Annotated in this window: 18 protein-coding genes; 14 read left to right on the top strand and 4 right to left on the bottom strand. The window is 40.6% G+C overall.

Annotation, left to right across the window (positions count from 1 at the left end; translation table 11 throughout):
• Positions 1–67 precede the first annotated feature (67 nt).
• The gene (locus JFV29_RS27225; protein ID WP_201187524.1) at positions 68–2,134 is read right to left on the bottom strand and encodes a transglycosylase domain-containing protein; all 2,067 of its coding nucleotides are present in this window, start codon (positions 2,132–2,134) and stop codon (positions 68–70) included.
• A gap of 202 nt (positions 2,135–2,336) precedes the next feature.
• On the opposite strand from JFV29_RS27225, the gene speE reads away from it, so the two are divergent.
• The 4 genes from speE (at position 2,337) to argS (ending at position 6,453) form a co-directional block, all read left to right on the top strand.
• Positions 2,337–3,164 carry a spermidine synthase gene (gene speE / locus JFV29_RS27220; RefSeq protein WP_056524113.1) on the top strand — a complete coding sequence of 276 codons (828 nt, stop codon included), beginning with the start codon at positions 2,337–2,339 and terminating at the stop codon, positions 3,162–3,164.
• A 13-nt stretch (positions 3,165–3,177) separates the two neighbouring features.
• Complete coding sequence (gene speB, locus JFV29_RS27215) at positions 3,178–4,056, top strand: agmatinase (protein WP_056524116.1); 879 nt, start codon at positions 3,178–3,180, stop codon at positions 4,054–4,056.
• Positions 4,057–4,338: 282 nt separating this feature from the next.
• The gene (locus JFV29_RS27210; protein WP_053348440.1) at positions 4,339–4,779 is read left to right on the top strand and encodes a DUF1934 domain-containing protein; all 441 of its coding nucleotides are present in this window, start codon (positions 4,339–4,341) and stop codon (positions 4,777–4,779) included.
• 3 nt (positions 4,780–4,782) lie between these two features.
• Positions 4,783–6,453 carry an arginine--tRNA ligase gene (gene argS, locus JFV29_RS27205; protein WP_201187522.1) on the top strand — a complete coding sequence of 557 codons (1,671 nt, stop codon included), beginning with the start codon at positions 4,783–4,785 and terminating at the stop codon, positions 6,451–6,453.
• A 49-nt stretch (positions 6,454–6,502) separates the two neighbouring features.
• Here argS and uvsE read toward each other — a convergent pair whose 3' ends face one another.
• Together uvsE and cls are read right to left on the bottom strand one after the other, a co-directional pair.
• Positions 6,503–7,456, bottom strand: a complete 954-nt coding sequence (gene uvsE, locus JFV29_RS27200) for a UV DNA damage repair endonuclease UvsE (protein WP_201187520.1) — start codon at positions 7,454–7,456, stop codon at positions 6,503–6,505.
• A 26-nt stretch (positions 7,457–7,482) separates the two neighbouring features.
• The gene (gene cls / locus JFV29_RS27195) at positions 7,483–8,685 is read right to left on the bottom strand and encodes a cardiolipin synthase (protein ID WP_242486956.1); all 1,203 of its coding nucleotides are present in this window, start codon (positions 8,683–8,685) and stop codon (positions 7,483–7,485) included.
• Positions 8,686–8,999: 314 nt separating this feature from the next.
• Between cls and JFV29_RS27190 the strand changes: the two genes are divergently transcribed.
• From JFV29_RS27190 to JFV29_RS27145, 10 genes are all read left to right on the top strand, one after another.
• A complete protein-coding gene (locus tag JFV29_RS27190) occupies positions 9,000–11,129 on the top strand; it encodes a (Fe-S)-binding protein (RefSeq protein ID WP_053348856.1) in 2,130 nt (709 codons plus the stop codon).
• 195 nt (positions 11,130–11,324) lie between these two features.
• On the top strand, positions 11,325–12,515 hold the full coding sequence (locus tag JFV29_RS27185) for an acetyl-CoA C-acetyltransferase (protein ID WP_201187518.1): 1,191 nt from the start codon (positions 11,325–11,327) through the stop codon (positions 12,513–12,515).
• Between the two features lie 31 nt (positions 12,516–12,546).
• Positions 12,547–13,404: a 3-hydroxybutyryl-CoA dehydrogenase gene (locus JFV29_RS27180; RefSeq protein WP_201187516.1), complete on the top strand. Its 858-nt coding sequence runs from the start codon at positions 12,547–12,549 to the stop codon at positions 13,402–13,404.
• 29 nt (positions 13,405–13,433) lie between these two features.
• Entirely contained in the window at positions 13,434–14,564 is a 1,131-nt protein-coding gene (locus JFV29_RS27175) for an acyl-CoA dehydrogenase (protein WP_201187514.1), read from the top strand.
• A 26-nt stretch (positions 14,565–14,590) separates the two neighbouring features.
• Positions 14,591–15,730: an acyl-CoA dehydrogenase gene (locus tag JFV29_RS27170; RefSeq protein ID WP_053348446.1), complete on the top strand. Its 1,140-nt coding sequence runs from the start codon at positions 14,591–14,593 to the stop codon at positions 15,728–15,730.
• Between the two features lie 113 nt (positions 15,731–15,843).
• The gene (locus JFV29_RS27165) at positions 15,844–16,482 is read left to right on the top strand and encodes a TetR/AcrR family transcriptional regulator (RefSeq protein ID WP_201187512.1); all 639 of its coding nucleotides are present in this window, start codon (positions 15,844–15,846) and stop codon (positions 16,480–16,482) included.
• A 25-nt stretch (positions 16,483–16,507) separates the two neighbouring features.
• A complete protein-coding gene (gene icmF, locus JFV29_RS27160; protein WP_201187510.1) occupies positions 16,508–19,774 on the top strand; it encodes a fused isobutyryl-CoA mutase/GTPase IcmF in 3,267 nt (1,088 codons plus the stop codon).
• A 138-nt stretch (positions 19,775–19,912) separates the two neighbouring features.
• Complete coding sequence (locus JFV29_RS27155; RefSeq protein ID WP_157443906.1) at positions 19,913–20,071, top strand: hypothetical protein; 159 nt, start codon at positions 19,913–19,915, stop codon at positions 20,069–20,071.
• A 210-nt stretch (positions 20,072–20,281) separates the two neighbouring features.
• A complete protein-coding gene (gene rpoE, locus JFV29_RS27150; RefSeq protein ID WP_201187508.1) occupies positions 20,282–20,863 on the top strand; it encodes a DNA-directed RNA polymerase subunit delta in 582 nt (193 codons plus the stop codon).
• Positions 20,864–21,338: 475 nt separating this feature from the next.
• A complete protein-coding gene (locus tag JFV29_RS27145; protein WP_056524140.1) occupies positions 21,339–22,946 on the top strand; it encodes a CTP synthase in 1,608 nt (535 codons plus the stop codon).
• 46 nt (positions 22,947–22,992) lie between these two features.
• On the opposite strand, the gene JFV29_RS27140 is transcribed toward JFV29_RS27145, so the two are convergent.
• Positions 22,993–23,523 (bottom strand): DUF2529 domain-containing protein, encoded by a 531-nt coding sequence (locus JFV29_RS27140; RefSeq protein WP_201187506.1) that lies wholly within the window; start codon positions 23,521–23,523, stop codon positions 22,993–22,995.
• Between the last annotated feature and the right edge of the window lie 305 nt (positions 23,524–23,828).

Raw genomic sequence — 23,828 nt, 5'->3', positions numbered from 1 at the left:
GCAGTTTAGACACTGTGGAACTAGGACAGAAAAACCCCGAAGCCGCTACCGGCTTCGGGGTTTTTCGTTATCCCCATGGCTTTAATACTTTTTTGTACCATGGAGTCTTTTGTTCTTCTTCCTTCGGAGTACGTTTTGAATTCTTGCCCTTGAAGTGCTCTGCACAGTATTCGACTGGCTCAGTTCCTTTAACGTAGTAGGTCAACCTCGAAGCAGGACACGCCTTCGTTGCCAATTTACCGCTTTCAGGATTCACATAAACTCCGATTACATTTTCCGTTTCCTTAAACGATTTTGCGGGTTGTCCTTGTAGGCCTTTTTCCATATAGGAAGCCCAAATCTTCTTCGCATAGCTTTTTTCAGCTGGAACTTCGATTTTCTTTCCTTGATCATAGCCCGTCCAAACTCCGGCAACAAGTTGCGGTGTGTAGCCAATCATCCAGCTATCTGTAGAGGTGGAGCCGGACTTTCCAGCGTATGGGCGTGTCAACTGGGAACTGATTGTGCTGCCAGTCACTTTCGTATAGCCATTTAAAGTTTCATCAAAAACCCCGGTAAGCATCTCGGTCATTACAAAGGCTTTATCCGCATCCAGAACCTGTTCCGTTTTCTTAGTATGGTCAAAAATCACTTCGCCTTTTTGATTTTCAACTCTTTTGATAAAGATGGGTTCAACTTTTTTACCGCCGTTAGCCAGAATGCTGTAGGCATTAACCATTTCAATGGCTCGAACACCTGACGTGCCAAGTGCTAGAGATGGAACAGCATCCATTTTCGACGTGATGCCGAACCTATGCGCCGTATCTACCAAAGATTGTTCACCAAGGAACAAATGCGTTTTTACGGCAAAGATATTGTCCGATAGAGCAATGGCCTGAGCCATTGTGATTTCGCCTTCCGCATATTGATGATTGTAATTGTGCGGCGTGTAAGAAGAGTGACCATCATCAAAAGAAAACGTAGTTGTCTCACTTTTCAAGGTGGTAGATGGTGTAAAACCATTCTCCAGTGATGAATAGTAGAGCAATGGCTTCATCGTAGAACCAGGCTGGCGAACGGCCTGTGTGGCACGATTAAACGGTGATTCTGTGTAATTTTTACCACCGACTAATGCACGGACTTCCCCTGTGCCCGGATCCATTGCGACTATAGCAGCTTGAATGTCTGAGGACTTGGGTATGGTAGTAGAAAGAACCTCTTCGGCAATGTCCTGTTGTTTTTCATCAAGAGTCGTATAAACCTTAAGCCCGCCCAGTTCAATCGTCCGGTCATCTATATGAAGCTGAGATTTTAAAGCCTGCTTAACAGCATCCTGGAAATAAGGGGCTGTTTTATTGGTTACAGTCCCGTGCTCGCCTTTTAATGTAAGAGCTGTTTGCAAGGCTTTATCCATATTTGCTTCTGAAATGTAGTTTTTGTTTTTCATGGCTCGCAGGACAATTTGTTGCCTTGATTTTGCTTTTTCCAAGTTATCCAATGGAGAGTAGTTGGACGGCCCTTTAGGTATCCCGGCTAGCATGCTCGCTTCTGAAAGAGTTAAATCCTTGGCATCTTTGCCAAAGTAATATTGACTAGCGGCCTGAGCTCCATAGGCGCCATGACCGTAGTAAATCGTATTTAGATAGCCTTCTAGAATTTCCTTTTTGGAATAGTTCATTTCCAGCCGTATCGTATAAAAGGCTTCATTAAACTTTCGCGTCCACGTTTTGTCATGGCCGAGAAACAGATTCCTGGCATACTGCTGGGTAATCGTGCTTGCCCCTTGGACCTTCGACCTTGCACGAATATCGGCAAGGATAGCTCCGCCGATTCGTTTTATATCAAAGCCTTTATGGGTGTAAAATTGTCGATCCTCAACCGCAACAGTAGCCTTGATAAGCTGGGGAGAAATCGATTCCATTCCAGCCCAATAACGTTTCTGGCCATTATCGGTTTCACCAATCACATTTCCGCTATCACTATAATAGAGAGTGGACTGTGGCACAACCAAAGGCGGCGGACCTAATATTTTTGCATACACCAGTAAAGAGAGAAGCAATACAAAGAGTATTGTAAGTCCGATTGTGGCAAGAATAATAAAGGCCCGCACATATTTAGTTGTCCTTTTAAATCGTTCGCTTGGAATTAACTCCAATTGCTTTCACCTCTCTTTTTATAAAAAGAATCTATTACTATTATGGAAAAAAAAGAAATTTTTAAACATAAGAACTGCATTTGTGAAATTTAACTTGCAATTCTGCTAGATTCGTCTATAATTTTTCTAGCTAATGACAATAACGAAAATGGGAAACCTATTAGGTGACTTACTATATGAATTGGAAAAGGAGCGTTAATAAATGAGCATTTGGTTTACTGAGAAACAAACAGAGAATTTTGGTATTACGATGAAAGTGAATCGTACTTTACATACGGAGCAAACTGAGTTTCAAAAGCTAGATATGATTGAAACAGAAGAGTGGGGCAATATGCTATTGCTAGATGACATGGTAATGACTTCACAACGCGATGAATTCGTTTACCACGAAATGGTAGCCCATGTTCCTTTATTTACTCATCCTAATCCAGAGAACGTTTTGGTTGTAGGCGGAGGAGACGGTGGAGTAATCCGTGAAATCCTAAAACACCCAAGCGTAAAAAAAGCTACTTTGGTTGATATCGATGGGAAAGTTATCGAATACTCAAAGAAGTTCTTACCTGAAATTGCAGGTATGCTTGAAGATCCGCGTGTAGACGTACAAGTAGGGGATGGCTTCATGCACATCGCTAAAAGTGAAAATGAATATGACGTGATCATGGTTGACTCTACTGAACCAGTTGGTCCCGCTGTAAATTTATTTACTAAAGGCTTTTATGCTGGGATCTCCAAAGCACTGAAAGAAGACGGGATTTTTGTGGCACAATCTGATAATCCTTGGTTTAAAGCAGACTTAATACGTGATGTGCAACGCGATGTGAAAGAAATATTCCCGATCACTAGCCTTTATTTAGCAAATATCCCGACATATCCAAGTGGTCTTTGGGCATTCACAATCGGCTCTAAAAAATATAACCCGCTTGAAGTGACAGAAGAGCGTTTCCATGAAATTGAAACAAAATATTATACAAAAGAACTTCATAAAGCAGCTTTCGTTCTGCCTAAATTTGTTCAAGATTTAGTGAAATAAGGGAGGCATGAATATGCGATTTGATGAAGCCTACTCTGGTAATGTATTCATTAAAAGCCACCCGAGTTTTGAGGAATCTGAAGCAGTGCTTTACGGTATGCCTATGGACTGGACAGTAAGTTTCCGTCCAGGTTCCCGCTTTGGTCCTACTCGAATTCGTGAAGTTTCTATCGGTTTGGAAGAATACAGCCCGTATTTAGATCGTGAATTAGAAGAAGTGAAATTCTATGATGCTGGGGATATTCCATTGCCATTTGGGAATCCACAACGCAGTATCGATATGATTGAAAAATTTGTTGACGGCGTACTTGATGCAGGTAAATTCCCATTGGGTATGGGCGGGGAGCACCTCGTCACTTGGCCTGTTATTAAGGCTATGTATAAGAAATATCCAGACATGGCTATTATCCATATGGATGCCCATACAGATTTACGCGAGGACTATGAGGGTGAGCCGCTTTCACATGCGTCCATCATCCGCAAATCAGCGGAGCTTATCGGTCCGAAAAATGTTTACTCTTTCGGCATTCGTTCCGGCTTAAAAGAGGAATTTCAATGGGCAAAAGAAAACGGCATGCATATCTCGAAATTTGAAGTTCTTGAGCCACTGAAAGAAGTATTACCTCAGCTAGCAGGTCGTCCAGTATATGTGACGATTGACATCGATGTTCTTGACCCTGCGCATGCACCGGGAACAGGCACTGTTGATTGTGGAGGCATTACATCTAAAGAGCTATTAGCCTCGATACATGAGATAGCGCGTTCTGAAATTAATGTAGTAGGTTGCGATTTAGTTGAAGTGGCACCGATCTATGATCCATCTGAGCAAACAGCGAACACAGCAAGCAAGCTGATTCGTGAAATGCTCCTGGGTTGGGTTCAAAAAGGTTAATGGATGGAAGACTGTTCCTGTTTTTAAGCAGGAATGGTCTTTTTTGTATACTGAGAACAAGAAGACGTGTAGATTTTCTGTATCTGAAGGATACTTTTAAAAAAATTCCACCACACGAAGCAATTATTGCGTTAAAATCAAATGAATTGGCATCACATGTTTTTCAGCAGACTATTCCGCCCAATTTAGATTCAAACTTTATTTTCCGCTCCAAGTTGAAACTTCCCTGAAGAATATTTATACTTATAAAGTTAAGAACGACATGATGAAGGAAGTGTAGCTTTGTCTCTTCATGATATAGATAAACATAATATTAAAGTTACTTTACAGACAAAAATCAAGCATGGCTCGGAAACGGAAACGTATGAGTTGGTTACATTTGGTACAAAAATGTATAAAGGTTCCGATTTGTATTTGCAATATACAGAAGAAAATGAAGCCGGTAAAACGCAGACAACAATCAAGCACAAAACGAATGATACGATTCTGCTTAGAAACGGTGCCATTAAAATGAGGCAGCTTTTCCGCTTGCAGGAAGCGACAAATGGACATTATGAAAGTATATATGGCAGGCTCGGGTTACTGACGACCACGAAGAAAATTCATCATCAATGGGATGAGCAAAAAAAGGAAGGGAAGCTGGTCCTTCACTATACGTTACATATGCAGGGAAGCGAACCCGGGCAATATGAAATGACGATTTCCTACAAGGAGGAAGCATAGAACATGAACATAGTAAAAGAGGTACAGGAAAAACTGAAACAAGAAATTAACGCTGCAGTTATTAAGGCTGGTTTAGCAACGGAAGAGCAAATTCCAAACGTAGTATTGGAACTTCCGAGAGATAAAACACACGGAGATTATTCCACAAATATGGCGATGCAATTAACAAAGATTGCAAAAAAAGCGCCGAGAATGATAGCTGAGGCAATCATTGAAAACTTTGATAACTCAAAAGCATCAATCGAAAAAATCGAAATTGCAGGACCAGGGTTCATTAACTTCTACATGAATAATTCGTATTTGACAGAACTAATTCCGGTCATTTTGAAAGCGAACGATGCGTATGGAGAAAGTGACTTTGGAAAAGGTGAAAAAATCCAGGTTGAATTTGTTTCTGCCAATCCGACTGGTGATCTTCATCTTGGCCATGCTCGTGGTGCTGCAGTAGGTGATACTTTGTGTAATGTATTGTCTAAAGCAGGTTATGATGTTTCACGTGAATACTACATCAATGATGCAGGAAACCAAATTAATAATTTGGCTATTTCCATAGAAGCACGCTATTTCCAAGCGCTAGGCCTCGAAAAAGATATGCCAGAGGGTGGCTATCATGGCGAAGATATTATTGGCATCGGTAAAACACTTGCAAGTGAATATGGCGATAAATATGTGAACGTTGATGAAAAAGAACGTTTTGACTTTTTCCGTGAGTATGGTTTGAAATATGAAATGCAAAAACTGAAAACAGACTTGGAAAACTTCCGTGTCGGTTTTGATGTATGGTACTCTGAAACTTCTCTTTATCAAGACGGTAAAATTGACGAAGCGCTTGAAGTGTTGAAGGGAAGAGGTCATATTTATGAGGAAGATGGTGCGACATGGTTCCGTTCTACAGAACTTGGCGACGATAAAGACCGCGTTCTTATTAAGCAGGATGGGTCTTACACATACTTGACACCGGATATTGCATACCACCGCAATAAATTGGAGCGCGGCTTTGAAACGTTGATTAATATTTGGGGTGCGGACCACCATGGTTATATCCCGCGTATGAAAGCAGCAATCGAAGCGTTAGGTTATAAACGTGAGCAGCTTGAAGTAGAAATCATTCAGCTTGTCCATCTATACAAAGATGGCGAGAAAATGAAAATGAGTAAGCGTACTGGTAAAGCAGTGACGATGCGTGATCTTATTGAAGAAGTGGGTCTGGATGCAACACGTTATTTCTTTGCGATGAGAAGTGCGGACACACATATGGACTTTGATCTGGATCTTGCAGTGTCACAATCCAATGATAACCCAGTTTATTATGCACAGTATGCCCATGCTCGTATTTCAAGTATTTTACGCCAAGGTGTGGAACAAGGAATCAGCTATGAAGGTACCACTGATTTCTCTGCTCTTTCTACTGAAAAGGAAGTAGAATTATTGAAGAAATTGGGAGAGTTCCCTCAGGCAATTGCAGAAGCTGCCGAAAAAAGGATGCCTCACCGCATGACAAATTATATTTTCGACCTGGCTTCTACATTCCACAGCTTCTACAATGCTGATAAAGTATTGGATGTTGAGAAGATGGATAGAAGTAAGGCCCGTCTGGGTCTTGTCAAATCAGTTCAAATTACGTTGAAAAATGCATTAGCACTGATTGGTGTTTCAGCTCCGGAAAAAATGTAATAAAAAAAGCGACTGTTTCTTGTGAAACAGTCGCTTTTTATTGTATTGATTAACACTCTACAGCACCGCCGCTAATTCTTTTCACACCACGTACCTTAGCGACATCTTCAATAAGTTTCAACATTGCCCGGTCCTTCATTTTAGCTTCAATCATGAAATCGACGTCTTGTCTGAGTTCCCTTAGTACTTTCAAAAGGGGAATAATGAATTCAAAATCGATATAATCTGCATGCGAGCGAAATTCACCTGCCGACTTTGGAGAAGAAATATGAACCTTAGGTACCGTCCCAGACTGACTCCAGGTGGAGAAAATTTGGATGAGCAGCTCGTTAAGCGGCTCATCGGATAGATTCGCAAGATGGTGGTGGTAATCAAAGACAAGCGGAATGTTTTCCTTTTTACACACGATCAAGGTTTCTGATGCTGTATATGTTTTATCGTCATTCTCCAAGGTCATCCTTGCTTTCACATGCTTGGGGAGCGACTTAAGGTTGTCATGAACCCGTATTATGGCTGATTCTTTATCACCATAAGCTCCACCGACATGGATATTGATAAAAGAGGAGTCGGCAATCCCCATCGCATCAAGCATCTTATAGTGAAACTCCATATCTTTTACGGCATTTTGTGTAATCTCGGGTTTAGGGCTTGTAAACAACGTAAACTGATTAGGGTGAAAGCTAACCCGCATTTTATGTGCAGATATCCAATCGCCGAGCTGTTTCCATTCTTGTTTAAAAGGAGTGACAAAATCCCATTCTACCTCGGGGTGCGTGGCTAAAGGAACAATTGAACTGGACATCCGGTAGATTTCTATTTGGTGAGCTGTATTATATTGAAGGACCCTTAATGTACTTTCAATGTTCTGTTTTGTCACACTAAGAAGCTTTTGCATCCCTTCCTCTTGTCCAAGTGCGCTGTACCGCTTAAAGGTAAGCGTCTTAGCGGGGGAAGCTTCCCAAAGACAGGTGGCATTAGATACATATCCAAATCTAATTTTCATTTAATTCTCTCCCTAAAAACGCGATGTTAAAGAAAAGGAGAAAGGATGGAAGCCAGTGACTCTTTTGCTGTACGGGCTACATTAATGGAGGATAGTGAATCCCTGCTTAATGGCTTAGATTCAGCTATGTCTACCGCCAATTCCTTTTTTACATCTTCTATAAATGCTTGGTCAAATATCAAACAATTGATTTCACTATTTAAAAATAGACTTCGTTTATCAAAATTAGCAGTACCAACATCACAAATTATATCATCAATCAATATCACTTTAGAATGGTAGAACCCTCTTTGAAATTGCAGAATAGCAGCACCTTCCTTTAATAAAATCCGGAAATAGGGGAAGGATGCCTCTTTGACAAGGGCGTGATCCGACATTTCAGGAACAATGACCGTCACAGAAACCTTGCGTGCAAGGGCTGACCTTAATTCCTGAAACAGTGTTTGACTGGGGATGAAGTATGGGGTTCCGATAATGATTTTTTTCTCAGCTTGCTGAATTAAGCGTGTTAAAGTCTGCTCAAGATGGCTTCCGTTCGTGACAATAACCTGATGAGCCTGAGTACCAGGAACCAAGGTAGGAAAATATGCAGGTGTTCCCCGGTAATCTTCGTTTGTATCGTGAACCCAGTCAGAAAGGAAGACTTCCTGCAAATCCTTAACTCCTTCCCCAGTTATTTTTACATGGTAATCTCTCCAAGGATTTAACTTTTCCCCTTGGTTAATATACTCCTTGCCGATATTAAATCCGCCAAGATAGCCGATCCGACCGTCTATTACGGTAATTTTGCGGTGATTTCTTTTTTGTATCGAATAAAAAAGGAAAGGGAGCTTGGGTTTAAAGCTAAATGAAAAATGAACGCCGCTTTTCTTTAATTCCTGAATGCTCTCCCGGGAAATGTTTTTACTGCCAATCCTGTCGACCAACAGTCTTACTTCAACACCCGCTTCAGCTTTAGTTTGAAGTAACTTTAAAAACTCCTTGCTAAATTTATCATTTTTTACTATATAAAAAAGAATATGGATAGAATCCTGAGCTAGCTTGATTTCTTTCATGAAATCATCAAACAGTATTTTCCCTGATGTGAATACAGTCATGTCACTTTTCCGAGGCGGATATTTAATGTTCGTTACCTGCTTCATATTACGCTTATGCCCTAACTTAAAATCGACCCAACACCAAGTGAAGATCAATAAAAAAATAGAGGCAAGCGTAGTGATTATCTTCAACAAAATCCCCCCTAATTGATTTATTTTAGTTTGGCTCAAGTTACTTGTTCATAACCATCAAAAAAAGAGTGAAGATAAACTACATTTTTTTCTAAAATAGAAGGTAAATTTACAGAATTGTCGAACTATACAATAAGATGTTGAAAAACAAACTATATTTATTTAGAAAGAAAAAGTTGACTGAATGCTCATTCATTATATAATGGAATTAATCAAATTTCAGAAAAATGCCATATTTTCAAATTTATTAAAATGAGCAACTAGGCATTTTACTTGAATAAAAAACTTTTTAGAGGGGGAAAGAGTGCATGGAAATGAATGGCCTGCTGTGGATTAACTTAACTGCATTTTTACTTGTAACCGCTTACGCCGCTGGATTATTTGTCTATTTGATAAGGACTCGAATAGCTTATATAAAACTTGGTAAAAAAGTGGAATTCGATAACCGTGTGAAAGATCGTCTCGTGAAAATAGGGGTTTATGTGTTTGGACAGAAGAAGCTCTTTAAAGATAAAAAGAGCGGAATCATCCATGCCATGTTATTTTACGGTTTCATCTTAGTGCAATTTGGTGCACTGGACTTTTTTATAAAAGGCTTAAAGCCTGGGTGGCATCTACCGTTTGGCCCCGTATACCCGGCCTTTACTTTCTTCCAAGAAATCGTGACGCTTACGGTTCTTGTCGCAATCCTTTGGGCAGCTTATCGTCGTTACGTAGAGAAACTTGTTCGTTTGAAAAGAGATTTTAAAGCAGGATTGGTTGTTATCTTCATAACAGGAATCATGATTACAGTGTTACTAGGTAATGGGATGGGAATGATCTGGCACGGACACGAAGCAACTTGGTCAGAGCCAGTTGCCTCTAGTATCGCCTACCTATTTGGCTGGATGGGACCAACAGCAGCGACTGTTGTGTTTTATGTAGCCTGGTGGATGCATTTGCTAATCATATTATCGTTCCTCGTTTATATCCCGCAGTCTAAGCATGCTCACTTAATTGCTGGACCAATAAATGTATTTCTTAACCGTCTGGATAATCCAGGAAAATTAAAGTCGGTAGATTTAGAAGAAGAGGTTTTAGACAAAGAAGGCAATCAATATTATGGTGCCAAATATATCGAGGACTTAACGCAATATCAAATGGTGGACCTCTATGCATGCGTAGAGTGCGGCCGTTGTACGAATATGTGCCCGGCAACTGGTACAGGGAAAATGCTGTCGCCGATGGATATTATCATCAAGATGCGTGACCATTTAACAAATACAGGTGCAGCTGTTACAACAAAGCAGCCATGGGTTCCATCCTTCGTTTTTGGCAATTCAAAGGGAAATAAGATAGCACTAGCCAGTGCCACGCAGGGAGCACAGGAATCAGCTGCAGCAACTGAAGCTTACAGCCCGAGCTTAATTGGAGAAGTCATTACTGAAGAAGAACTTTGGGCATGTACCACTTGCAGGAACTGTGAAGACCAATGTCCGGTAATGAATGAACATGTCGACAAAATTATCGATATGCGCCGATATCTAGTCTTGACTGAAGGTAGGTTGGATCCAGATGCTCAACGTGCGATGACAAACATTGAGAGACAAGGGAACCCTTGGGGATTGAATCGTAAAGAGAGAGAAGACTGGAGAGTCCTGCGTGATGATGTTAACATCCCGACAGTTAAAGAATTGCAAAAAGCAGACGAGGAATTCGAATATTTATTCTGGGTAGGTTCAATGGGATCGTACGATAACCGAAGCCAGAAAATTGCCCTTTCCTTCGCTAAATTAATGAATGAGGCAGGCATCAAATTTGCAATCTTAGGAAATAAGGAGAAAAACTCAGGAGATACTCCTCGCCGATTAGGTAATGAGTTTGTTTTTCAAGAGCTTGCAATGAAAAATATAGAGGAATTCCAGAAAAATGAAATTAAAAAAATCGTGACAATTGATCCTCATGCCTACAATATTTTTAAGAATGAGTATCCGGATTTTGGTTTGGAGGCTGAGGTATATCACCATACTGAATTACTAGCCAAACTTGTCAGTGAAGGCAGATTGGTACCACAGTATCCGGTTAATGAAACGATTACATTCCATGATTCTTGTTATTTGGGAAGATACAATGATGTATACAGTCCGCCACGTGAAATTTTACAATCTATTGAAGGCGTCAAGCTTATTGAGATGGAACGTAACCGTGAAAAAGGCATGTGCTGTGGTGCTGGAGGCGGCTTAATGTGGATGGAAGAAGAAACCGGAAACCGTATAAATGTGGCACGTACTGAACAAGCACTCGCCGTTAACCCAACTGTTATCAGTTCCGGCTGTCCGTACTGTTTGACCATGTTATCTGATGGTACAAAGGCAAAAGAAGTTGAAGAAAATGTAAAAACGTATGATGTAGCCGAATTACTCGAAAAAGCGGTTATTGGTGAAAATAAGTCAATAGCATCTTAATTTTAAAATAAAATTGCCTGCTTCTTTTAAATGAATATATTCAATTGAAGTAGGCAATTTTTAATTATTTTTGAACTAAATATTTTAATTTTTGTAAAAATTATGTAATATGATATTAAGCGCTTACAATAAATATTTTTTTGATCCTATATTGAGCGAGCGTTCAATCAATGTTACTTAAAGGAGGAAAAAATGATGACAAAAACAGTGATTGTTAGTGGTGTGAGAACACCTTTTGGTAAATTCGGCGGAGGTCTTAGCAGTTTGACAGCATCACAACTTGGAGGAATTGCAATCAAGGAGGCGGTTAAGCGGGCAGGGATTGAAAGCAGCCAGATAGACGAGGTCATTATGGGGAATGTGCTACAAGCAGGTCAAGGCCAAATACCTTCTCGCCAGGCAGCACGTCTTGCAGGATTACCTTGGGAAGTGAAAACCGAAACCATTAATAAAGTATGTGCATCAGGACTTCGCAGTGTGACATTGGCTGATCAGATTATTCGCTTGGGGGAGGAAGAAATCATTGTTGCCGGCGGGATGGAATCGATGAGCAATGCACCTTATATTCTTCCGAAAGCAAGATGGGGACTTAGGATGGGTGATGCCCCGCTTAAGGACACAATGATTTCTGATGGGCTTAGCTGTAGCTTTACCGGCGTACATATGGGTACATACGGCAATAGTACTGCTGAGGAACTTGAACTTACCCGTGAGGACCAAGATAGCTGGGCCTACGAAAGTCATCAAAAAGCAATAAAAGCAATTGATGGCGGTATCCTGGCTGAAGAAATCATTTCCGTACAGGTTCCGGTACGAAAAGGTGAACCAATTACAATTGAACATGATGAAGGGCCAAGAAAAGATACATCCTCTGAGAAGCTCGCTAAATTAGGTCCGGCTTTTAATAACGAAGGGACTATAACTGCAGGAAATGCGCCCGGCGTCAATGATGGAGCAGGTGCACTCGTGTTAATGAGCGAAGATCGTGCGAAAAAAGAAGGGAAAACGCCTTTTGCTTATATTTTAGGTCATGCCGAAGTGGCTGTTGAAGCAAAGGATTTTCCTAAAACACCGGGCTTAGTCATAAATAAAATCTTAGAAAAGACTGATAAATCGATAGAAGACATTGATTTATTTGAAGTAAACGAAGCATTTGCTGCGGTGGCACTGGCCAGTGGGAAAATTGCCAACATCGAGCCGGAAAAAGTCAATGTGAACGGTGGAGCCGTAGCATTAGGGCACCCAATCGGAGCCAGTGGAGCTCGAATCATCATTACGCTGATGCATGAATTGAAGCGGCGTGGCGGCGGATTAGGTATTGCAGCAATTTGTAGTGGCGGCGGCCAAGGAGATGCCATATTAATCGAAGTACCAAAGCAGGGCTGATAGATTCATAGATAAATAAGGAGGGATATTCATGAGCATTCATAAAGTGATGGTCATTGGCGCGGGACAAATGGGATCTGGTATTGCACAAGTTTGCGCAATGAGCGGTTATGAAGTTCTTTTACATGATTTAAAAGAAGAATATGTAGAAAAAGGCTTAGGCACAATTATCAAAAACCTTTCCCGTCAAGTTGAAAAAGGGAAAATGGCAGCTGGGGATAAAGATGCAACCCTTTCACGATTGACTTCATCAACAGATTTAAAAAATGCCACTGGGGTTGATTTGGTGATTGAAGCGGCGATTGAAAATATGGAAATTAAAACAAAGCTATTCACCGAGTTGGATGAAATTACTCCGAAACACGTAATTCTTGCATCCAATACTTCTTCTCTACCGATTACCGAAATAGCCGCCGCCACAAGAAGACCGGAAAAGGTAATTGGCATGCATTTTATGAATCCCGTTCCGGTCATGAAGCTGGTTGAGATTATTCGAGGTCTTGCAACAACGGACGAAGTTTATAAAAAAGTTGAGAAAATGGCGGAATCTCTAAGCAAGGTACCGGTTGAAGTAAATGATTTCCCTGGCTTTGTCTCGAACCGGATTTTGATGCCGATGATTAATGAGGCCATTTATACACTATACGAGGGTGTCGCTACTAAAGAGGCAATCGATGACGTGATGAAGCTAGGAATGAATCATCCGATGGGTCCGTTGACACTAGCCGACTTCATTGGGTTGGACACATGTTTATACATAATGGAAACCCTTCACCAAGGACTAGGAGATGATAAATACCGTCCATGTCCTCTGTTAAGAAAATATGTAAAAGCAGGGTGGTTAGGTAAGAAGTCAGGACGTGGCTTTTACGAATATAACAAATCATAGAGAGTATGCAGCTAGGGAGGAATGAAGGAATGGATTTCAAGTTTACAGAAGAGCAGGAAATGATGCGGAAAATGGTACGTGATTTTGCGGAGAATGAGATTACCCCACATATCGAGGCAATGGAAAGAGGAGAGTTCCCCAAAACAATCCTGCATAAAATGGGTGAGCTTGGGTTAATGGGAATCCCGATTCCAGAACAATATGGGGGAGCGGGTATGGACTTTATGTCTTATATTATCGCCATTAATGAAATTTCCAAAGTTAGCCCGACTCTCGGTGTCATATTGTCTGTTCATACTTCTGTTGGAACAAATCCAATCGTTTATTTTGGAACGGATGAGCAGAAGCAAAAATATGTGCCTAAGCTTGCCGCGGGAAAATTGTTAGGTGCTTTTTGTTTAACAGAACAAAGCTCAGGTTCCGATGCTGCTAGTTTGAAATCAAAAGCGGTCAAGGAAGGCGGTATGTATCGAATAAATGGATCCAAGGTATTTATCACCAACGGTGGCGAAGCAGATGTATATATTATTTTTGCCTCAACCAACCCTGAGAAGGGGAGCAAGGGAATCTCTGCCTTTATCGTAGAAAAAGGAACCCCGGGCTTAATCATTGGAAAAAATGAACGTAAAATGGGTCTTCATGGATCGAGCACCGTACAGGTAACCTTTGAAGATATGAAAATACCTGCAGCTAATATCCTTGGCAACGAAGGAGAGGGCTTTAAGATAGCGATGGCCAACTTGGATTCTGGAAGGATAGGCATTGCTTCTCAAGCACTTGGAATCGCTGAAGGTGCTTTGGAACATGCTGTCCAATATGCAAAAGACAGAGTGCAATTTGGTAAACCAATTGCAACCCAGCAGGGGATTGGTTTCAAGCTGGCTGAAATGGCAACGAACATAGAAGCTTCTAGACTACTGGTCTATCGAGCGGCGTATTTACGCTCCAAAGGGTTGAATTGCGGCAAGGAGGCGTCCATGGCTAAGCTATTCGCTTCGAGGACGGCTGTTGAGGTGACAATAGAAGCCGTTCAAGTTTACGGCGGCTATGGATACACAACGGAATATCCAGTCGAGCGCTATTTCAGGGATGCAAAGGTAACCGAAATATATGAGGGTACCAGTGAAATACAGAGGATGGTCATCAGTAAAAATCTATAAAAAAGAAAAAAGTGGGGGACATAGTCATGCAATTTAAACTAACAGAAGAACATGAAATGATCAGAAAAATGGTACGCGACTTTGCCCAAAATGAAGTGGCTCCGTCAGCCGCTGAAAGGGATGAAGAAGAACGATTTGACCGTGAGATTTTTGATAAAATGGCTGAACTGGGATTGACAGGGATTCCATGGCCAGAAGAATATGGCGGCATTGGAAGCGATTACTTAGCTTATTGTATCGCGATTGAGGAACTTTCCCGTGTTTGCGCTTCTACGGGAGTAACTTTATCCGCTCATACCTCTCTTGCAGGATGGCCAATTTACAAATTTGGATCTGAAGAGCAAAAACAAAAATACCTTCGTCCGATGGCGCAGGGTGAAAAAATAGGTGCGTATGGTCTGACGGAGCCAAGCTCAGGCTCTGACGCTGGTGGTATGAGAACGACTGCAAAGCTTGTAGGTGATGAATATATTATTAATGGTTCAAAAATTTTCATCACGAATGGCGGGATTGCTGATACGTATGTAGTTTTTGCATTGACAGACCCTGAATCCAAACAAAAAGGAACAAGTGCCTTTATCATTGAAAAAGACTTCCCGGGCTTTAGTGTGGGTAAAAAAGAGAAAAAGCTGGGGATTCGTTCATCACCTACCACGGAAATTATTTTTGATGAGTGCCGTGTGCCTAAAGAAAATCTTCTTGGCAAAGAAGGAGAGGGCTTTAAAATTGCGATGATGACGCTTGATGGTGGCCGTAACGGAATTGCGGCCCAGGCAGTCGGCATTGCACAAGGTGCATTGGATGCAGCAGTTGACTATGCAAAAGAGCGTGTCCAATTTGGAAAACCAATTTCCGCACAGCAAGGCATCGGTTTTAAATTAGCGGATATGGCGACAGGAGTGGAGGCTTCAAGGCTATTAACCTATCAGGCAGCTTGGTTAGAGTCAGAAGGTCTTCCTTATGGAAAAGAGTCGGCAATGTCAAAACTATTTGCAGGGGATACAGCAATGAAAGTGACGACAGAGGCCGTGCAAGTTTTCGGTGGTTATGGATATACAAAAGATTATCCAGTTGAACGCTATATGCGTGATGCAAAAATCACCCAGATCTATGAAGGTACGCAGGAAATTCAAAAGCTGGTCATCTCAAGGATGATAACTAAATAGAATTGAAATCAGGTTTTCCGGTGAGGAATCGTTCTTCCCGGAATACCCTTTTCATTTTTCAAAAGACTGTCTTTTGAACATTAAATGATAGGCTTTCCAAAAGGGGTTAGAAAATGGAGAAAAGAGAAGTTCATGCGTCAGTAAAGGATGAGCGGCTGGTTGAAAAAAGGCGCACACAAATGATAAAAGGTGCGGTGACCCTTTTTAAAGAAAAGGGATTTCATCGTACTACGACGAGGGAAATCGCTAAAGCCGCTGGTTTCAGTATAGGTACGTTATATGAGTATATCCGGACAAAGGAAGATGTTTTATATTTGGTCTGTGATTTTATTTACGATGAAGTTCAGGAAAAACTTCAGAAAGAAATTGAACAGAGTGATGGGACACTAGAAAGTCTGAAACTGACAATCGCTTATTTTTATCAAGTAATGGATGAAATGCAGGACGAAGTTCTAGTTATGTATCAAGAAGTGAAAGCTCTGACGAAAGATGCATTACCATACGTGCTAAACAAAGAAATCCAGATGGTAGGTATGTTTGAAAAGGTCATAACAAAATGTGTCGAAAATGGGGAGCTTCTGTTAACGGAAAATCAAATAAGTCTTGTTTCTCATAACATTTTTGTTCAGGGACAGATGTGGAGTTTTAGAAGATGGGCTTTACACAAAAAGTATACGCTTCAAGAGTATGTTGAACTGCAGACACAATTATTGATTCAAAATGTATCGATTCAGAAAAGTACTTTGATATGAATTCGTTTCAATAAGGAGGAGCTAAATGAGTACAGTTGAGGTGTATAAACCAAAGAACCATATCCGATTCGTGACTGCTTCGAGTTTATTTGATGGACATGATGCATCTATTAACATCATGAGGAGAATCCTTCAGGCTAGCGGTGCGGAGGTTATTCACCTAGGCCATAATCGCTCGGTAGAGGAAATAGTTAACGCGGCGATCCAAGAGGATGTTCAAGGTATAGCGATGTCATCTTACCAAGGTGGGCATGTGGAATATTTTAAATACATGTATGATTTGTTGAAGGAAAAGGGAGCTCAGCACATTCGGATTTTTGCCGGCGGAGGAGGAGTCATCATCCCACGGGAAATTAAAGAGCTTCATGAGTATGGAATTGCACGTATTTTCTCTCCTGATGAGGGACGGGAGTATGGGCTTCAAGGCATGATTAATGTATTGATGGAGGAGTGCGACTTTTCAACCGTCAAACCATCCTTGCAGGAACGCTTTGATGAACTGATCGCAGGGGAAACAAGCGCCATTGCCCAATATATTACCTTCGCTGAAAATAGACTCGATGCTGTAAATGAATCTGCGGCTGCGGTGGAGAGCCTCCTTGAGCAAATCAAGACATCTGAAAAGCAGGTTCCGGTTCTTGGGATAACAGGGACGGGAGGAGCAGGGAAAAGTTCGCTGACTGATGAATTGATTCGTCGATTTATAAACGAAATTCCAGATAAGAAGGTGGCCATCCTTTCTGTCGACCCGACAAAGCAAAAAACAGGTGGTGCCTTGCTTGGTGACCGAATCCGAATGAATGCAATTTTTTCTGAGCGTGTTTACATGCGGAGCCTAGCCACTCGTCGTTCAAAAAGTGAGTTGTCTTTAGCGATTAAAGATGCCATTTCGGTTGTGAAGGCAGCTGGCGTCGATTTAATTATCGTTGAAACGAGCGGAATTGGTCAGGGGGATGCGGAGATTGCTGAGATATGCGATGTGGCTATGTATGTGATGACGAGTGAGTTCGGTGCTCCTTCCCAGCTTGAAAAAATTGATATGATTGATTATGCCGATTTAATAGTGATAAACAAATATGAGCGTAAAGGTTCCGAGGATGCAAAAAACCAAGTTCAAAAACAATATCAACGTAGCCGTACGCTTTTTGATCAAGATCCTTCTGAAATGCCAGTATATGGCACAATTGCTTCCCAATTCAATGATCCAGGAACGAATGCATTATTCGCTGCACTAATTGAAAAATTAAATGAAAAAGCAGGGACAGAGTGGAGTACTACTTTTTCAAAAGAAGCGGAAGTATACAAACAAAATGTCATAATTCCAACCGACCGCCGCTATTATTTACGTGAAATCAGTGATACGGTCCGATCGTATCATAAGCGGGCTGGTGAACAAGTCCGTTTTGCCCGCAGACTCTTTCAGCTCGAAGGAGCAATTGAAGCAGTTAAGGAAAATGAAAGTAATGAAGACGTTATCAATTCTCTGGAAACACTGAAAAAAGAAACCGCTTCTAAATTATCTTCTGAATCAAAAAAGATCCTTTCTGGATGGATGGACTTAAGAGAAAAATATGCAGGGGAGCAGTTTGTAACAAAAATCCGGGATAAAGAAATCATCACAAAGCTGAAAACTAAAAGCTTATCAGGTCTAATGATTCCGAGAGTATCACTGCCTAAATATGTGGACTATGGAGAAATATTAAGTTGGGTCTTCCGTGAAAACGTACCTGGCTTCTTCCCTTATACAGCCGGAGTCTTTCCATTCAAGCGTGAGGGAGAAGACCCTAAGCGGCAATTTGCTGGTGAAGGTTCACCTGATCGAACCAACCGACGTTTTCATTATTTGTCAAAGGACGATAATGCCAAACGACTCAGTACGGCTTTCGATTCTGTGACGTTATATGGGGAAGATCCTGATTACCGGCCGGATATTTATGGAAAGGTAGGTGAAAGCGGCGTCAGTATCTGTACGTTGGATGACATGAAAAAATTGTATGCCGGCTTCGACCTATGCCACCCATCGACCTCTGTATCCATGACTATCAATGGTCCTGCGCCAATTATTTTGGCCATGTATATGAATACAGCGATTGATCAGCAGGTTCAACTGAAAGAAAAAGAGTTGGGCCGTTCTCTTACAGATGCCGAAACTGAACAAGTGCAGGCTTACACGCTTCAAACGGTACGCGGGACCGTTCAAGCCGATATTCTAAAAGAAGACCAAGGGCAGAATACATGCATCTTTTCCACGGAATTTGCCCTAAGGCTGATGGGGGACATCCAAGCGTATTTCATTGATAATAAAGTCAGAAATTATTATTCGGTATCCATTTCTGGGTATCATATCGCTGAAGCAGGCGCCAATCCTATTTCACAATTGGCTTTTACTTTAGCAAATGGATTTACTTATATAGAGTATTACTTAAGCCGCGGAATGAACATTGATGACTTTGCACCGAATTTGTCTTTCTTCTTCTCGAATGGGCTAGACCCGGAATATACGGTTATCGGAAGGGTTGCAAGACGGATCTGGGCGACAGTCATGCGTGATAAATATGGAGCGAATGACCGTAGTCAGAAGTTGAAATATCATATCCAGACGTCGGGGCGCTCTCTCCATGCGCAGGAAATTGATTTTAACGATATCCGAACGACACTTCAGGCATTAATGGCCCTGCAAGACAACTGCAACTCCCTGCATACGAATGCATACGATGAAGCTATTACTACACCTACGGAAGAGTCTGTACGTCGTGCAATGGCTATTCAAATGATCATTACAAAGGAGCACGGGCTATCAAAAAATGAAAACCCGATGCAGGGTGCTTTTGTAGTAGAAGAGTTGACAGATCTGGTTGAGGAAGCGGTACTACAAGAGTTTGATCGCATCAATGATCGGGGCGGTGTATTGGGTGCTATGGAGACACAATATCAACGCGGGAAAATCCAGGATGAATCCATGCATTACGAAATGAAAAAGCATACGGGAGAATTGCCGATTATTGGGGTTAATACGTACTTGAATCCTAATCCTCCTTCAGAAGAAGCTGTGAACAGTATGGAGATTGCCCGTGCCACGAAAGAAGAAAAGGAAGGGCAGATCATTAACTTGAAGGCATTTCAGGAAAAAAATAAAGCGTTCATAGAAGAAGCCCTAACTAATTTAAAAGCAGCGGCGATGAACGGGGAAAATATTTTTGCTGAACTCATGAATTGTGTGAAAGTGGCTAGTTTGGGCCAGATTACACGTGCATTATATGATGTCGGCGGACAATATCGAAGAAATATGTAAAGTTAAGGGGTACTCCGAAATTGAGGAGGCCCCTTTTTCAAAAAAATTCCGAGTTTTTTTCGCAAAATGTAAATTTTCCCTTATAATTATTTGGTAAAGGGGCAAAAATGATGAATCAGCCCTATTGGAGTTGAGAAAATGAACCTGAAGATGATTGGATTAATCATAGGTTATATTTTTGCTATCATTATTTTATTTGAGTTGTATGAGCATCAATTAGGCGCCGTTTCCTTTTTTATTCTATCTGTAGTATTTTTTACTGCAGCCTATCGTCAGAAATCATTGAAGAGTAAATAAAATCTGTTTAAAGATTTCTGTTTACATAAACGTAAGGGTAAATCTGTGAAAGTATCAGATAGAACTAGCATAAACCCAATTAGATTGTTTATAATGGAGTATATGTCTAGCAGGAATTGTCGTTATTTTATCGAAATACTGTTTTAGATTATTTTTTTATGTGAAAAAACACAGAATTTAGTGTTTGAATAGAGAAGGGAAGTGCGGAATTTGAGTTTAAAACAATACTCAAAAGAGCAGTTATTGGAAATGTCCTTAATAGAGATGGCATATGATTTGTTAGTGGAAAGAAATGAACCGATTCCATTTAAAGATTTAATAAGTGAGTTAGCTACGCTTCATCATTTATCTAAAGCAGAAGTGGCAAAAAGAATTGCTCAATTCTATACAGATTTGAATGTAGATGGCCGATTTACTTCACTTGGAGACAACCGCTGGGGATTGAAAACATGGTACCCAGTTGACCAAATTGAAGAAGAAGTTGTACATGTTGTAAAACCGAAGAAGAAAAAGAAAGCTAAAAAAGCCGCTGTGGTTGTCGACGATTTCGATGAGCTTGAAGATGAAGATCTTGATTTTGAAGAAGATATCGATGATTTAGACGAAGATGAGGATGACGACGACGATGATCTTTTAGGTGCTCCAGTAATCGACGAGGAACTTTTAGAAGATGACGTAGACGATGATGACGATCTAGAAGAAGAAATAATTGAAGACGAAGCATTTGTCATAGAAGACGATGAGGACGAAGATGAAGACGAAGAAGAGCTTGATGAAGATCATGAGAAATAAATAATCGCCCTTGACTTTTTAAGGCGAAATTTGTAGAATCATTTTTGGGCTCCTTAAAAAAGGACACAATGATTAAATTATATCGCTCCCTTACTTTTATTGTAAGCGGAGCGTTTTTGTTTTTAATGATGGAATGAATAAATGACATCATTTTTTTATTTTTTTAAAATGATTTCTCTTATAAGGGTAAAACTATAGAGAACATAATTAAATGTTACTGTCATTTAAGGAAATTTATTCTTATTCGTGTATCCGGCATGACTCTCACTAAAGACCTTTAAGTAATTATTGGTTTGTACTGCTTTGCGGTCTTAAACGAAAAGGACAAGAAGTTAAAACCTGCCTTGTGCTTTTAAACCGCCAGTGTGGCGGCAGAAAATTAATTTATATCATAAAGATGCGGGTTCTGTTTTAAATGTATTTGAAAAAGTAAGAGAACAGCATTGGATGAAAACATTCTATAGGAGGATATGAGATGACAAAATATATTTTTGTAACAGGTGGAGTAGTTTCTTCCTTAGGAAAAGGGATAACAGCTGCTTCTTTAGGTAGACTTTTAAAAAATAGAGGCTTGAATGTAACGATTCAAAAATTTGACCCTTATATTAACTTAGATCCAGGGACAATGAGTCCTTATCAACATGGTGAAGTGTTTGTAACAGATGATGGTGCTGAAACAGATTTGGACCTTGGTCATTACGAGCGTTTTATTGACATTAACCTTGGTAAACACAGCAATGTGACAACAGGTAAAATTTATTCAACCGTCCTAAGAAAAGAGCGCCGTGGCGACTACTTAGGTGGAACAGTTCAAGTTATTCCCCATATCACAAATGAAATTAAAGAACGGGTATTCCGTTCAGGTAATGAAACTAATGCGGATATAGTCATCACTGAAATCGGTGGTACGGTCGGGGATATTGAGTCTCTTCCATTCCTTGAAGCGATTCGTCAAATTAAAAGTGATATCGGAATCAATAATGTTATGTATATCCACTGTACACTTGTTCCTTACATCAAAGCTGCTGGTGAAATGAAAACAAAACCGACACAGCATAGTGTAAAAGAATTACGTAGTCTTGGAATTCAGCCGAATATCATCGTTGCACGTACAGAAAGCCCAATTTCACAAGATATGAAGGATAAAATTGCGTTATTCTGCGATATCGATAAAAATTCAGTTATCGAATGTCTAGATGCAGATACACTTTACTCTATCCCTCTTGCGCTTCAAGCACAAAACATGGACCAAATCGTTTGTGATCACTTGAAATTGGACTGTGGCGAAGCGGATATGGAAGATTGGAAAGAGCTTGTCAAAAAGGTTACTTCTTTATCAAAGAAAACGAAAATCGCTCTTGTCGGAAAATATGTTGAATTGCAAGATGCTTACCTTTCTGTTGTGGAAGCACTTAAGCATGCAGGTTACGCATTTGATGCGGATGTTGAAATCGACTGGGTAAATTCTGAAGATGTTACAAAAGAAAATGTGGCTGAACTTCTTCAAGATGCAGATGGAATCCTTGTTCCTGGAGGATTTGGAGATCGTGGAATCGAAGGGAAAATTGCAGCTACTGAATTTGCCCGCACCACAAAAACACCATTCTTCGGAATCTGTTTAGGTATGCAGTTGGCATCCATTGAATATGCACGCAACGTTCTGGGATTGACAGAAGCGCACTCAGCTGAAATTAATGAGGAAACTCCAGACCCAATTATTGACCTTCTTCCTGAGCAAAAGGATGTAGAAGATTTGGGTGGTACACTGCGTCTTGGTCTATACCCTTGTAAGCTTATCGAAGGAACTAAAGCATACGAAGCGTATAATGATGAGGTTGTTTATGAACGTCACCGTCACCGTTATGAATTCAACAACCATTACCGTCCAGCTATGGAAGAGGCAGGATTTGTCTTTTCTGGTACAAGCCCAGATGGTCGCCTAGTTGAAATCATTGAATTAAAAGATCATCCTTGGTTCGTGGCTTCACAATTCCACCCGGAATTCACGTCACGTCCTAACCGTCCACAGCCACTATTCCGTGACTTCGTTGGCATGTCTTTAAAAAACAATAAAAAACAATAATAAAACAAAAAAACAGCCCATGTGGCTGTTTTTTTTTATTGAAGAATTAATCTTCATTTTCATATTCTTGAATAATTTCTACAAGGGTGAATTTAATTCCATAATAAGCAAAAAGAGCAGCGATGAGGGTTGGATATCCATATCGATTTCCTGTTTCATCGGGGATTAAGCCTCGTTGAATTCGCAAATCTATATGTACATCAGCAAGCTCCAAAAGCGATTCTTCTTCTGATGGAACAGCTGTTGAAACCGCAACAAATGGTATATCCTCCTTCTGAAGCTGTTTAGCCAGCTTTACGGCTTCTGAATCGTCTGAATGACGGCTGAATAAAAGAAACCGATCTTCTCGGGAAATAGCCGCGCCATCTTCGTATCTTTTTGCTTTAGGAAAGGGTTCCGCCCCTTCCAACGCTTCAGCTGCCACTCCTTGCATTTCGCCGAACCCGTGTACAAAAACAGATCCGTCTCCAACCGCAGCCTGAGCTAACAAGCGTCCTGCATCCTCCATTTCGAAGGCTTCCTTTTCCATCATTTTATTAAATAAACCACTTATCTGCGTCGAAAAAATTTTTAACATGCTAGAAACTCCTTTAAAAATAGTACCCCTATTATAAAGGACTTTCCCCTGCATTGACAGGTTTCGGGGCTTAAGGCTGAAAAGACGAATTTACATAATCGATTGAAAAAACAAAAAAATATAAATCCTTTTAGCCATATGGCAGGAATTTTGTTACAATTATCGAATATGAACATAGAAATCAGTGATAAAATAGAAGCATTGACATCTATGTAATTTGACGGCAATCTAACGAACTACCCTTTGGCAGGTAATTTAGTCAGGCAGATACATTTTTTATAATAATAAATTGGGAAGAGGTGAGG

This window comes from Peribacillus sp. TH16, from assembly GCF_016651095.1.
Classification (GTDB): domain Bacteria; phylum Bacillota; class Bacilli; order Bacillales; family DSM-1321; genus Peribacillus; species Peribacillus butanolivorans.
This window is presented reverse-complemented; position numbering and strand designations above follow the sequence as displayed.